Raw genomic sequence first — 13,112 nt, 5'->3', positions numbered from 1 at the left:
GACAGAGACAGAGACAGAGACCCTTCTCGCGGCCTACGACGACCAGATGCGCGGCGCGCCCCCGACCCCGCCCGTCGGCGTGAGGTACGAACAGGACGGTCCGCTGCTGCGGATCGTCGGCGGATTCCGCGGCCTCGTCAGCGGCCCGCGCTCCCTCGGTGTGCGCGGCGCCGAGCTGGACCGGCTCATCGCGCGGCAACGTGACTTCTTCGCGGCGCGCGGCGAGGGAGTGGAGTGGAAGACCCGCTCCCACGACGGCCCGGCCAACCTCACCGACCGGCTGCGCGAGGCGGGCTTCGTGCCCGAGGACCGGGAGACGGTCCTGGTCGGACGCGCCGCCGACATGGCCGTACGACAGCCCGTCCTTCCCGTGGGTGTGACGCTGCGCCGCGTCACGGCGGACGCGGACATGCGCCGGATCGCCGCGATGGAGTCGGTCGTGTGGGGCCAGGACTGGAGTTGGCTCGCCGACGACCTGATCGGCCGGGTCGCGTCGGCCCCGGACGAGATCTCCGTCCATGTCGCCGAGGCGGACGGCGAGGTCGTCTCGGCCGCGTGGCTGGTGTTCCGGGCGGGCACCGCGTTCGCGAGCCTGTGGGGCGGGTCAACGCTGGCCGGGTGGCGCGGCCGCGGCATCTACCGCGCCTTGGTCGCCACCCGCGCCACGCTCGCCGTGGCCCGCGGCATCACCTACCTGCACGTCGACGCCTCCGACGACAGCGCGCCCATCCTGCGGCGGCTGGGCTTCCAGGCGGTGACGACGACCACGCCTTACGTGTGGTCACCCCCGGTCGGCTGAGACCGACTTCGTGTGCGCGGCGCGCCACCGCCGGACCACCGGCCACATCGCGACGCCGATGACCAGGGAGATCAGATGCCCCCAATTGGTCAGCGGATCCGCGAAGTTCAGCAGGTCCTGGACCAGCATCCCGCCGAACAGCACCAGAACCGGCCACCGCAGCCACGGCCGCAGCAGCCCGGCCAGCGCGCCGGTGCTCGTGGCGACGCCGAAGCTGATGCCGTAGTCGAGGCGGTGCGACGAGCTGTCGGGGAGGTGGCCGACCAGCACCGCGAGCCCCACCGGGACCTCGGTCGCGAGGGTGGCCAGGACATGCCCGGCCAGGAAGACAACGGCCGTGCGCACACCGCCGATCCGCCGCTCCAGCGCGGTGAGCACGAGCAGGAAGCCCAGCGTGTACGGCGCCAGGAACCCGCCCGCGATCCACAGCGCGCTGGCGAGCAGCACCAGCACGGGCGTCCGCACGAGGTGCGCGACATCGGTGCTGGAGCCCTGGTGCAGGGCGTGGACGAGGTCGGGATCGGCGTACGTGGTGATGAGTGAGGTGACGGCCAGTACGGCGGCGTAGGCGAAGGTGAACGGCGTGCCCGTGGGGGTGGGGAGCAGGCGCCAGGGCCGGAAGGCGCGGGTTCCGGGCGCGAGGACTCCGCTCGCCGTGGCCTCGGTGAGGACCGGAGGCAAGGGCGGCGGCGCGGACACCGGGGCGGCACCGAGCGGTCCGCGCTGGCGCGGCAACCCGTCCAGCAGCTCGGCCACTTCGGGCGCCGGAGTCGAGCCCGTCACACCCCCGACCGCGGTCCGTTCCAAGGTGAGGCGCTCCTTCCGTTTACCCCACCCTCGGACCGCCGCGCACCCATGTCTGTGATCCGCGCCACATAACGGCCGATTCTCAGCAACCTCTCAAGAAGTTCTCGCGTCTCAGCAGTTCACGCGTTCGAAGGTAATTCCCTCGGCCGCCCCGGCCGGACCTGCCAGGATGGCCGGATGCCCACTTCGTACGACATCCCCGAGGTCCTGGACCGTCGCGAGGGCCCGCACGGCGAGATCGTGCTGCGGCGGCACGGTGACCTGCTCCAGATCATCGCGAACGGCTGCTTCCTGATGGACACCTCCGACGGCCGCTCGGAGCGGCTGCTGGTCGACGCGGCGCTCGGCGCGCTGGACGGGCGGCCGGACCCGGAGGTGCTGATCGGCGGGCTCGGCGTCGGGTTCTCGCTCGCACACGCCGCCGCCGATCCGCGCCCGGGACGGATCGCCGTCGTGGAGCGTGAGCGCGCGATTATCGACTGGCATCTCCACGGCCCGTTGTCCGGCTTCTCCGCCCCGGCCCTCGCCGATCCGCGCACCGAGATTCTGGAAACGGATCTCGTGGCGTACGTACATGAGACATCCGACACGTATGACGCCCTGTGCCTCGACATCGACAACGGCCCCGGCTGGACTGTCACCGAGGGCAACGACAGCCTGTACTCGCCGGCCGGACTGGCGGGCTGCGCAGGGGTGTTGAGGCCCGGTGGGGTGCTTGCCGTATGGTCCGCCCAGCCGTCTCCGGAATTCGAAGAAACCTTGTGTAATGCCGGATTCCAACAGGTGCGTACCGAAGAGATCCCCGTTGCCCGGGGCGTTCCGGACGTCGTACACCTCGCCGTACGACCTGGATAGCCGTGGCACGGTGACTCCCCGTACTCTGCTCACCTGACGCGGATCATTCAAGCGTCAATCGCAAGCATGCGCAGGCATAGCCAGTTAGCGGGATCACCCCACGGATTCCGGAAAGCAACTTTGGGGCGGGCGATGGAGCAGACACACACCTCCCACAACGGCACGGCGGCGACCCCTGGTGCACAGCGCCGGGTCCTCGTGGTCGAGGACGATCCGACCATCGTGGACGCCATCGCGGCCCGCCTACGCGCCGAGGGTTTCCTCGTGCAGACCGCGGGCGACGGTCCGGCGGCCGTCGACACGGCGGAGGCCTGGCAGCCCGACCTGCTGATCCTCGACATCATGCTGCCGGGCTTCGACGGCCTGGAGGTATGCCGCCGGGTGCAGGCCCAGCGGCCGGTGCCGGTGCTGATGCTGACCGCGCGCGACGACGAGACCGACATGCTGGTCGGCCTCGGTGTCGGCGCCGACGACTACATGACCAAGCCGTTCTCGATGCGGGAGCTGGCCGCGCGCGTGCATGTGCTGCTGCGCCGCGTCGAGCGGGCCGCGCTGGCCGCCACGACCCCGCGGTCGGGCATCCTGCGCCTCGGCGAGCTGGAGATCGACCACGCGCAGCGGCGGGTGCGGGTGCGCAGTGAGGATGTTCACCTCACCCCCACCGAGTTCGACCTCCTGGTGTGCCTGGCGAACACCCCGCGCGCGGTGCTCTCCCGTGAGCAGCTCCTCGCCGAGGTGTGGGACTGGGCGGACGCCTCCGGCACCCGCACGGTCGACAGCCACATCAAGGCACTGCGCCGGAAGATCGGCGCCGAGCGGATCCGCACGGTGCACGGCGTGGGCTACGCCCTGGAGACCCCCACGCCATGAGCGACGGGCCGGCGCGGAGAGGCCCCGGGGAGCCCTGGGGCGGCGTAAGTCCGTTCTCGATCAAGACCAAGCTGGGCGCGCTGGTCATCATCGCGGTGCTGATCACCACCGGCCTGTCGATGATCGCCGTGCGCACCCAGACGGAGCTGCGCTTCATCACGGTCTTCTCGATGATCGCCACACTGCTCATTACGCAGTTCGTGGCCCATTCACTCACCGCGCCGCTGGACGAGATGAACGCGGTGGCCCGGTCCATCTCGCACGGCGACTACACCCGCCGGGTGCGGGACAACCGCCGCGACGAGCTCGGCGACCTCGCCGAGACGATCAACCTGATGGCCGACGAGCTGGAGGCCCAGGACCAGCAGCGCAAGGAGCTGGTGGCGAACGTCTCGCACGAGCTGCGCACGCCGATCGCGGGCCTGCGGGCGGTCCTGGAGAACGTCGTCGACGGCATCGCCGAGGCCGACCCCGAGACGATGCGCACGGCCCTGAAGCAGACCGAGCGCCTCGGCCGGCTCGTGGAGACGCTCCTCGACCTGTCCCGCCTGGACAACGGCGTCGTACCGCTGCGCCTGCGGCGCTTCGAGGTGTGGCCGTACCTGTCCGGTGTACTGAAGGAGGCCAACATGGTCTCCTCCGCGCGCGGGGGCATGGCGTCGGGCTCCGGCAGCCACACCCGCACGGACGTCCATCTGCATCTCGACGTCTCCCCGCCGGAGCTGACCGCGCACGCGGACCCCGAGCGCATCCACCAGGTCGTCGCCAACCTCATCGACAACGCGATCAAGCACAGTCCGGCGCACGGCCGCGTGACGGTCAAGGCGCGGCGCGGGGCGCAGCCGGAGTCCCTCGTGCTGGAGGTCCTGGACGAGGGACCGGGTATTCCGAGGTCGGACTGGCACCGGGTCTTCGAGCGGTTCAACCGGGGCGCCGTGAGCCGGCCGCACGGGCCGGGCAGCGACGGCGGTACGGGTCTGGGGCTGGCGATCGCGCGCTGGGCGGTCGATCTGCACGGCGGCCGGATCGGAGTGGCCGAATCCGAGCGGGGTTGCCGGATTCTTGTCACACTCCCAGGGCAGCCATCCGTACCAAGTTGACGTAAAGTTCGAAGCGGAGCGCCAAGATCCATGTCTGTCCTGGCTGACGGACACGTGTGATCAGGTAGAGCCCCACGCCGTCGGCGTGCCGGGCGCCGGTCGCGCCTTCCCGGATGAAGCGGAACCACGCTTGTTTCCCGCCATTTCCGGGCCCGAAACACGCTTTCTGATGTGACTTACACGACGATGACCTTGCTCAGCCTGACCTTCCCGGCCATGGGGGCGTAGCCTTAATTCCCGCTGTCCATCACCTTGTGAAGCGGAAGAGGGCGGTTGCCGCCGTGTCGCCACAGTCCCCCAGTAACTCGAGCATCTCGACCGACGACCAAGCGGGCAAGAACCCCGCTGCCGCGTTCGGTCCGAACGAGTGGCTCGTCGACGAGATCTATCAGCAGTACCTCCAGGACCCCAATTCGGTGGACCGAGCCTGGTGGGACTTCTTCGCCGACTACAAGCCGGGAGCGCCCGCCGCCCCGGCTCCGGCGGGTACTGCGGCCGCGGGGGCCGCAGAGACCACCTCCCCGGCTCCGGCCGCACCGGCTGCTCCGGCCACCCCGTCGGTCCCCGCGCCGGCCCCGAAGCCCGCTGTCGCCGCGCCTGCGGCGCCCGCCGCTCCGGCCCCGGCCGCGGCGAAGCCCGCTGCGCCCGCCCCGGCCGCGAAGCCCGCTCAGCCGAAGAAGGCCGAGCCCGCCACCGCTGCCGCCGGTCCCGAGCTGGTGACGCTGCGCGGCCCCGCCGCCGCGGTCGCGAAGAACATGAACGCCTCGCTGGAGGTGCCCACGGCCACGTCCGTGCGCGCGGTCCCGGTGAAGCTGCTCTTCGACAACCGCATCGTCATCAACAACCACCTGAAGCGCGCCCGGGGCGGGAAGATCTCCTTCACGCACCTGATCGGCTACGCGATGGTGCAGGCCATCAAGGCCATGCCGTCGATGAACTACTCCTTCGCGGAGAAGGACGGCAAGCCGACCCTGGTCAAGCCCGACCACGTCAACTTCGGCCTCGCCATCGACCTGGTGAAGCCCAACGGCGACCGACAGCTGGTCGTCGCGGGCATCAAGAAGGCCGAGACGCTGAACTTCTTCGAGTTCTGGCAGGCCTACGAGGACATCGTCCGCCGCGCCCGCGACGGCAAGCTGGGCATGGACGACTTCACCGGCGTGACGGTCTCCCTGACCAACCCCGGCGGCCTCGGCACCGTCCACTCCGTGCCGCGTCTGATGCCCGGCCAGTCGGTGATCATGGGCGTCGGCTCCATGGACTACCCGGCGGAGTTCCAGGGCACCTCCCAGGACACCCTGAACAAGCTCGGCATCTCGAAGGTCATGACGCTCACGTCGACCTACGACCACCGGGTGATCCAGGGCGCCGCCTCCGGCGAGTTCCTGCGGATTGTCGCGAACCTCCTCCTCGGTGAGAGCGGCTTCTACGACGACATCTTCGAGGCCCTGCGCATCCCCTACGAGCCGGTCCGCTGGCTCAAGGACATCGACGCCTCGCACGACGACGACGTCACCAAGGCCGCCCGTGTCTTCGAGCTGATCCACTCCTACCGGGTCCGCGGCCACGTCATGGCCGACACCGACCCGCTGGAGTACCAGCAGCGCAAGCACCCCGACCTGGACATCACCGAGCACGGCCTCACCCTGTGGGACCTGGAGCGCGAGTTCGCCGTCGGCGGCTTCGCCGGCAAGTCCCTGATGAAGCTGCGGGACATCCTCGGTGTGCTGCGCGACTCGTACTGCCGCACCACCGGCGTCGAGTTCATGCACATCCAGGACCCCAAGCAGCGCCGGTGGATCCAGGACCGCATCGAGCGCGCGCACACCAAGCCGGAGCGCGAGGAGCAGCTGCGCATCCTGCGCCGGCTGAACGCGGCGGAGGCCTTCGAGACCTTCCTGCAGACGAAGTACGTCGGCCAGAAGCGCTTCTCCCTGGAGGGCGGCGAGTCCGTCATCCCGCTGCTGGACGCGGTCATCGACAGCGCCGCCGAGTCCCGCCTGGACGAGGTCGTCATCGGCATGGCCCACCGCGGCCGCCTGAACGTCCTCGCCAACATCGTCGGCAAGTCGTACGCCCAGATCTTCCGCGAGTTCGAGGGCAACCTCGACCCGAAGTCGATGCACGGCTCCGGCGACGTGAAGTACCACCTGGGCGCCGAGGGCACCTTCACCGGTCTCGACGGCGAGCAGATCAAGGTCTCCCTGGTCGCGAACCCCTCGCACCTGGAGGCGGTGGACCCGGTCCTGGAGGGCGTCTCCCGCGCCAAGCAGGACATCATCAACAAGGGCGGTACGGACTTCACGGTCCTGCCGGTGGCGATCCACGGCGACGCGGCCTTCGCGGGCCAGGGCGTGGTGGCCGAGACCCTGAACATGTCGCAGCTGCGCGGCTACCGCACCGGCGGCACGGTCCACATCGTCATCAACAACCAGGTCGGCTTCACGGCGGCTCCCGAGTCGTCGCGCTCCTCGATGTACGCCACCGACGTGGCCCGCATGATCGAGGCGCCGATCTTCCACGTGAACGGCGACGACCCCGAGGCCGTCGTCCGCGTTGCCCGCCTGGCCTTCGAGTTCCGCCAGGCGTTCAACAAGGACGTCGTGATCGACCTCATCTGCTACCGCCGCCGCGGTCACAACGAGTCGGACAACCCGGCTTTCACTCAGCCGCTGATGTACGACCTGATCGACAAGAAGCGCTCGGTGCGCAAGCTCTACACCGAGTCCCTCATCGGTCGCGGCGACATCACCCTGGAAGAGGCCGAGCAGGCGCTGCAGGACTACCAGGGCCAGCTGGAGAAGGTCTTCACGGAGGTCCGCGAGGCCACCTCGCAGCCGGCCGCCGCGGAGCCCTCGGACCCGCAGGCCGAGTTCCCGGTCGCCGTGAACACCGCGGTGACCTCGGAGGTCGTCAAGCGGATCGCCGAGTCCCAGGTCAACATCCCCGACCACATCACCGTCCACCCGCGTCTGCTGCCGCAGCTGCAGCGCCGGGCGGCGATGGTCGAGGACGGCACCATCGACTGGGGCATGGGTGAGACCCTCGCGGTCGGCTCCCTCCTGCTGGAGAACGTCCCGGTCCGGCTGGCCGGCCAGGACTCCCAGCGCGGTACGTTCGGCCAGCGTCACGCGGTCATCATCGACCGTGAGACGGGCGAGGAGTACACGCCGCTGCAGTACCTCTCCGAGGACCAGTCGCGGCTGAACGTCTACAACTCCCTCCTCTCCGAGTACGCGGCCATGGGCTTCGAGTACGGCTACTCGCTGGCCCGCCCGGACGCGCTCGTGATGTGGGAGGCGCAGTTCGGCGACTTCGTCAACGGCGCCCAGACGGTCGTGGACGAGTTCATCTCGTCGGCCGAGCAGAAGTGGGCCCAGACGTCCGGCGTCGTCCTGCTCCTGCCGCACGGCTACGAGGGCCAGGGCCCGGACCACTCCTCGGCCCGCCCGGAGCGGTTCCTGCAGCTCTGCGCGCAGAACAACATGACGGTCGCGATGCCGACCTCGCCGTCGAACTACTTCCACCTCCTGCGGTGGCAGGTGCACAACCCGCACCACAAGCCGCTGGTCGTCTTCACCCCGAAGTCGATGCTGCGCCTGAAGGCCGCGGCCTCGAAGGCGGAGGAGTTCACGACCGGGCAGTTCCAGCCGGTCATCGGCGACTCCTCGGTCGACCCGGCCGCGGTCAGGAAGGTCGTCTTCTGCGCCGGCAAGGTCTACTACGACCTGGAGGCCGAGCGGAAGAAGCGCGGCGTCACGGACACGGCGATCATCCGCATCGAGCGCCTGTACCCGCTGCCGGGTACGGAACTCCAGGCCGAGATCGCCAAGTACCCGAACGCCGAGAAGTACCTGTGGGCCCAGGAGGAGCCGGCGAACCAGGGTGCGTGGCCGTTCATCGCGCTCAACCTGATCGACCACCTGGACCTGGCCGTCGGCGCCGAGGTCCCGCACGGCGAGCGCCTGCGCCGGATCTCCCGTCCGCACGGCTCGTCCCCGGCGGTGGGTTCGGCCAAGCGCCACCAGGCCGAGCAGGAGCAGCTGGTGCGCGAGGTGTTCGAGGCGTAAGCCTCCGGCATGCACGTCGAAGGGCCGGCCCCGAGTCCACGTGGACTCGGGGCCGGCCCTTCGCGTCGAGCAGTCGCGTTCGGCAGGCTGCGGGCTCCGCATACCCTTGAGCCGTAGCCCCCTTGGCCCCTGGCCACCTAGCAGGAGAGCAGGCGTGTACTTCACCGACCGAGGCATCGAAGAACTGGAGAAGCGGCGCGGCGAGGAAGAGGTCACCTTCGAGTGGCTGGCCGAGCAGCTGCGCACGTTCGTCGACCTGAACCCTGACTTCGAGGTGCCGGTGGAGCGGCTGGCGACCTGGCTGGCCCGGTTGGACGACGAGGACGACGACGTGTAGGGAATCGGCCGGCCCTCTCGGCTTGAGAGGCCGCTCGCGGGGTGTCCCCGGCGGACGCCCGGTGTCTTGGCGCCCCGTGTCCGGGAGCCCCCGTGTCGGGGAGCCCTGACGCGGGGCGCACTCCGTGTCGGCTCCTGTGGGACGCCGGGCGGGAAGACGGCCGCGGCCTCGCCCTGGCCGGGACGCGCCCGGACCCACAACTCCTTTCGGCGTGGGCCGTCCACCACAGCCTTCCGAGGGCCGTCGGCCCAGGCGCCGGGCACGTGGTACGGCTGCCTCCCAGCGGCCGGGAGCACGCCGCGCACCCCCCCTCAGTCCAGCGGCCGCACCACGTCGTACGCCAGCCCCAGCGCCCCATGGACCAGCAGCACCGCCCCCGCCGCGATCCAGCCACCGCTGTGCCGCCGCAGACCCCAGATCGTGAGGGGCAGACCGGCCGCGACCTGGGCCAGGGCGAGGGTGGGGGCCCTGGCACCGCCGACCCAGGGCAGCCAGGGGCCGAGGCGGCTGCCCTCGACGGCGTCGAGTTCCGCGCGGAGGGCATCACGCCGGCCCGACCACTCCAGCAGCCGGATGTGCGGCTGGCCCAGGGCGGCCGACTGGAGGCCGTCGGCGTCTTCGCCGGGCACGAGACCGGCGGGCAGGACCACGCCCGCGCGCGTGAGGACGGCGAGCAGGCCACGCATGCGTGCCCGTGCGTCGGCCGCGGAGTCGGGGCGGGTCAGCGCGTCGAGGGACTGCACGTCCAGGACCGGATCGAGACCGAGCCGGCCTGCGAAGGTGCGTATGGCCTCGTCCTCGCCGGCCGGGGTGCCGTTGGCGAGCCAGACGTAGCCGACGGGGCGGCGGAAGCCGGAGGCGAGGGTGTACCCGGCGCGGTCGGCGTCCCACCAGAGGGCGAGGACGGGCCAGGGGGCCCCAACGGCGAGGGCGGTGGCCCATCCGGTGAGGACGCGGTCGACGGGTTCGCCGCCGTCCAGCCAGGGCCGGCCCTCGGGGACGAGCACACTCCACTCCGCGCCGGCCGGCGCGAGCAGCATGTCCTCGCGCAGCAGCCGCGCCGCTGGGGCGACGGACTCGGGCTCGGCGCGGCAGAGCAGCAGGGCGCCCGGGGCGGGGCGGCCCCGGCGGGCGGTTCTGGACTCTTCCGTCGGCACACCCAACACGCTAGGCCCATTTGTCCACCTCGCGGGATTTGTGATCACCAGAACGGGTGCCTTGACTTTCGACGTCCGCGATATATCGTGTTTCTCGTAAGACGCGATATGGCGTGTCGTGTTCAGATCCGGCCCGTGCGGCCGTGTCCGGTCGCCCAGGAGGTCCGCACCATGTCCGAGTGGTCCGTAGCAGAGCCCAGCAAGCTCACCTTCGACGAGCCGGTGAGCGAGCTCCAGGTGCGCATCGTCAACGGAACGGTGAACGTCGTGGGGACGGACGAAGGTTCCGCCCGCCTGGAGGTCTCCGAGATCGAGGGCCCGCCCCTCGTGGTGACCCAGCGGGACGGCACGCTGACCGTGGCATACGAGGACCTGCCCTGGAAGGGCTTCCTGAAGTGGCTCGACCGCAAGGGCTGGCGCCGCAGCGCGGTGGTCTCCCTGGCGGTGCCGGCCGACACCCGCATCGAGGTGGGCGTGGTCGGCGCCGGGGCGGTGGTCTCCGGGATCCACGGCCCGTCGGTCGTCAAGGGCGTCACCGGCGACACGACACTCGTCGGCCTGTCCGGCCCGGTCCGCGCCGACACCGTCTCCGGGAACCTGGAGGCCCAGGCCGTCACCGGCGACCTCCGCTTCAACTCCGTCTCCGGCGACCTCACGGTCGTCGAGGGCTCCGGCCCCTCCGTGAAGGCCGACTCCGTGAGCGGCTCCATGATCGTCGACCTCGACCCGGAGGGTCCCACCGATATCCGACTGACCAGTGTCTCGGGCGAGATCGCCATTCGCCTGCCGGCCCCGGCGGACGCGGACGTCGAGGCCAACACCGCGAGCGGCCGGATCTCCAACGCCTTCGAGGGCCTCCGGGTGCACGGCCAGTGGGGCGCCCACAAGATCACCGGCCGCCTGGGCGCCGGCACCGGCAAGCTCCGGGCGACGACGGTCTCCGGCTCGATCGCACTGCTGCGCCGCCCGCCCAGGGAGGACGAGCCATGGGAGGCGGAGGCCTGGGAGGAGCCCGAACCGCCGGTCACGGACGCGACGACCGACCCGCTGACCGACACCCACCCCACCTCGGGGGAGAATTCCGTCTCCGGCCAGAGCGACAACCCGACGGACACCCCACCCGACGCCCCGCCCCACGCCCCGGCCGACGGCACGACCGACAAGAAGGTGCTCTGACATGCCTCCCGTCTTCGCCCACGGCCGCCTCCGCCTCTACCTGCTGAAGCTGCTGGACGAGGCCCCGCGCCACGGCTACGAGGTGATCCGCCTCCTCGAAGAGCGCTTCCAGGGGCTGTACGCACCCTCGGCCGGCACCGTCTACCCCCGGCTGGCCAAGCTGGAGGCCGAGGGCCTGGTCACCCACACCACCGAGGGCGGTCGCAAGGTGTACGCCATCACGGACGCGGGCCGCGCCGAACTGGCCGACCGCAGCGGCGAACTGGCCGACCTGGAGCTGGAGATCAGGGAGTCCGTCGCGGAACTGGCCGCCGAGATCCGGGCCGATGTCCGCGGAGCGGCGGGCGACCTGCGGCGCGAGATGCGGGCAGCGGCGTCCGAGGCACGCCAGGACAACGGCGCCAGGGCGGACGCCCCCTTCGGTGACTTCTCCGACTACACCGACAAGGAGGCGTGGCGCGCCGCCAAGGAGGAGATGCGCCGCGCCAAGCAGGAGTGGAAGGAACAGGCCCGGCGCGCCAAGGACGAGAGCCGCCGCGCCCGCGAGGAGGCCCAGCGCGCTCGGCGCCAGGCAAAGGAGGCCCAGGACCGCGCCCGGAGCGAGGCCCAGGAGGAGGTCCAGCGCATCGCCCGCCGGGTCCAGGAACACGTGCAGGACCACTTCGTGCGCGGTGACTGGCCGACGGGCGTACGGGAGGGCCTGACGGAACTGGCCAAGGAGTTCGGCGAGTTCGGCAAGGACTACGGCAAGGAGTTCGGCCGGGACTTCGGCTTCGGCCGCCAGGACACCCCCAGGTCACCCCAGCCCCACCCCGACTACTCGGACACCCCCGAGGACTTCCCCGCCGACTACGAACCCGCCTGGGCCCACGAGCCCCCCACCGACGACCCGCCCCGCGACCTGGACCGCCTGCTCGACCGCTTCCGCGACGACATCCGCGACGCCGCCAGGGACCACGGCGTGACACCGGACCAGCTCCGCGACGCCCGCCGCCACTTGTCGACGGCGGCAGCCCACATCGGATCACTGCTGCGCCCACCGAAGCGCTGATCCGCAGCCCCCTGGGCAGTGCGGCGGCCACCACGCCCCTCTCCCCCGCACTGCCCACGACGGGTGCAATCAATCAACGAAAGGCACTCACCCGGCCTTGGCCTCTCCCCCGCCGTACAGCACCCGCGTGACGGACTCATAGCTCACCCCGTGATCGGCGAGAGCCTCGGCGGGCACCCCAGGACGGCTGGTCAGCGCCAACAGAATGTGCTCATCACCGATGTGCCGATCCCGACGGGCGACGGCGATACGCAACGCCCGCTCCAGCACGTCCTTGGCCTCCCGGCTGAACGACCGCCGCCCCGACCACCACCCCTTGTCCTCCCGCCCACCGGACAACGCCCCGACCCCGTGCGCTTCCTCCACGCGGGCGACGATCTCCCCCACATCGATCCCCAGCCCGGCCAGCGCATCGGCCTCGGCCTGCGACAGCCCGCCCCGCCGCCGAGCCTCGCCCAGCTGCCGCCGCACGGACTCCAGCCGGGCCCCACCCCCGAGCGAGGCAAGCGCGAACGAAGCTCGACTCCCCTCCCGGTCCAGCAGGGAGAGCAGCAGATGCTCGGCATCAACACAGGCCGCCCCGCCCCTCTCGGCATGCGCAACCGCCCCCGTCACCACCGCACGGGCATCCTTCGTGAACCGCTCGAACATCAACGCCTCCCGTACTTCTTGTGCACGGCCTGCCTGCTGACCCCGAGTTCCGCGGCGATCTCCTGCCATGACCACCCCTGATTGCGCGCACTGCGCACCTGCACCGCCTCCAGCTGCTCCAACAGCCGGCGCAACGCCGCCACGGCCCGCAACCCGACCCGCGGATCGCGATCCCCGGCCCGCTCGGCAAGATCTGTAGCTTCACCCATGATGTCAACCTAAGTTGACGGCACCCACTC

At 70.8% G+C, this 13,112-nt stretch carries 12 protein-coding genes; 8 read left to right on the top strand and 4 right to left on the bottom strand.

Features of this window, described 5'->3' with window-relative positions:
- Positions 1-46: 46 nt before the first annotated feature.
- Positions 47-799, top strand: a complete 753-nt coding sequence (locus ABIE67_RS31110; RefSeq protein WP_370269120.1) for a GNAT family N-acetyltransferase — start codon at positions 47-49, stop codon at positions 797-799.
- On the opposite strand, the gene ABIE67_RS31105 is transcribed toward ABIE67_RS31110, so the two are convergent.
- Complete coding sequence (locus ABIE67_RS31105) at positions 782-1,606, bottom strand: rhomboid-like protein (protein ID WP_370264697.1); 825 nt, start codon at positions 1,604-1,606, stop codon at positions 782-784. The genes ABIE67_RS31110 and ABIE67_RS31105 overlap by 18 nt on opposite strands.
- Before the next feature lie 177 nt (positions 1,607-1,783).
- On the opposite strand from ABIE67_RS31105, the gene ABIE67_RS31100 reads away from it, so the two are divergent.
- From ABIE67_RS31100 to ABIE67_RS31080, 5 genes are all read left to right on the top strand, one after another.
- Entirely contained in the window at positions 1,784-2,461 is a 678-nt protein-coding gene (locus tag ABIE67_RS31100) for a spermidine synthase (RefSeq protein ID WP_370264696.1), read from the top strand.
- 132 nt (positions 2,462-2,593) lie between these two features.
- Positions 2,594-3,331: a response regulator transcription factor gene (locus tag ABIE67_RS31095; RefSeq protein WP_003997964.1), complete on the top strand. Its 738-nt coding sequence runs from the start codon at positions 2,594-2,596 to the stop codon at positions 3,329-3,331.
- Positions 3,328-4,431 (top strand): sensor histidine kinase, encoded by a 1,104-nt coding sequence (locus ABIE67_RS31090; RefSeq protein ID WP_370264695.1) that lies wholly within the window; start codon positions 3,328-3,330, stop codon positions 4,429-4,431. Before ABIE67_RS31095 ends, ABIE67_RS31090 begins: the two co-directional genes overlap by 4 nt.
- 281 nt (positions 4,432-4,712) lie before the next feature.
- Entirely contained in the window at positions 4,713-8,501 is a 3,789-nt protein-coding gene (locus tag ABIE67_RS31085) for a multifunctional oxoglutarate decarboxylase/oxoglutarate dehydrogenase thiamine pyrophosphate-binding subunit/dihydrolipoyllysine-residue succinyltransferase subunit (RefSeq protein ID WP_370264694.1), read from the top strand.
- A gap of 154 nt (positions 8,502-8,655) precedes the next feature.
- Positions 8,656-8,838, top strand: coding sequence for a DUF6104 family protein (locus ABIE67_RS31080; protein WP_215025437.1), 183 nt, complete (start codon positions 8,656-8,658; stop codon positions 8,836-8,838).
- A 311-nt stretch (positions 8,839-9,149) separates the two neighbouring features.
- Here ABIE67_RS31080 and ABIE67_RS31075 read toward each other — a convergent pair whose 3' ends face one another.
- Positions 9,150-9,995: a hypothetical protein gene (locus ABIE67_RS31075; RefSeq protein WP_370264693.1), complete on the bottom strand. Its 846-nt coding sequence runs from the start codon at positions 9,993-9,995 to the stop codon at positions 9,150-9,152.
- Between the two features lie 171 nt (positions 9,996-10,166).
- Between ABIE67_RS31075 and ABIE67_RS31070 the strand changes: the two genes are divergently transcribed.
- Together ABIE67_RS31070 and ABIE67_RS31065 are read left to right on the top strand one after the other, a co-directional pair.
- The gene (locus ABIE67_RS31070) at positions 10,167-11,171 is read left to right on the top strand and encodes a DUF4097 domain-containing protein (RefSeq protein WP_370264692.1); all 1,005 of its coding nucleotides are present in this window, start codon (positions 10,167-10,169) and stop codon (positions 11,169-11,171) included.
- Position 11,172: 1 nt separating this feature from the next.
- Entirely contained in the window at positions 11,173-12,222 is a 1,050-nt protein-coding gene (locus ABIE67_RS31065) for a helix-turn-helix transcriptional regulator (RefSeq protein ID WP_370264691.1), read from the top strand.
- An 87-nt stretch (positions 12,223-12,309) separates the two neighbouring features.
- On the opposite strand, the gene ABIE67_RS31060 is transcribed toward ABIE67_RS31065, so the two are convergent.
- Complete coding sequence (locus ABIE67_RS31060; RefSeq protein WP_370264690.1) at positions 12,310-12,873, bottom strand: Clp protease N-terminal domain-containing protein; 564 nt, start codon at positions 12,871-12,873, stop codon at positions 12,310-12,312.
- Positions 12,873-13,082, bottom strand: a complete 210-nt coding sequence (locus ABIE67_RS31055; protein ID WP_030049537.1) for an HTH domain-containing protein — start codon at positions 13,080-13,082, stop codon at positions 12,873-12,875. Before ABIE67_RS31055 ends, ABIE67_RS31060 begins: the two co-directional genes overlap by 1 nt.
- Positions 13,083-13,112 lie beyond the last annotated feature (30 nt).

The organism is Streptomyces sp. V4I8 (assembly GCF_041261225.1).
In the GTDB taxonomy this organism is placed as follows: Bacteria; Actinomycetota; Actinomycetes; order Streptomycetales; family Streptomycetaceae; genus Streptomyces.
The sequence above is the reverse complement of the archived record's forward strand: the minus strand, read 5'-3'. Positions and strand labels throughout refer to the sequence as shown.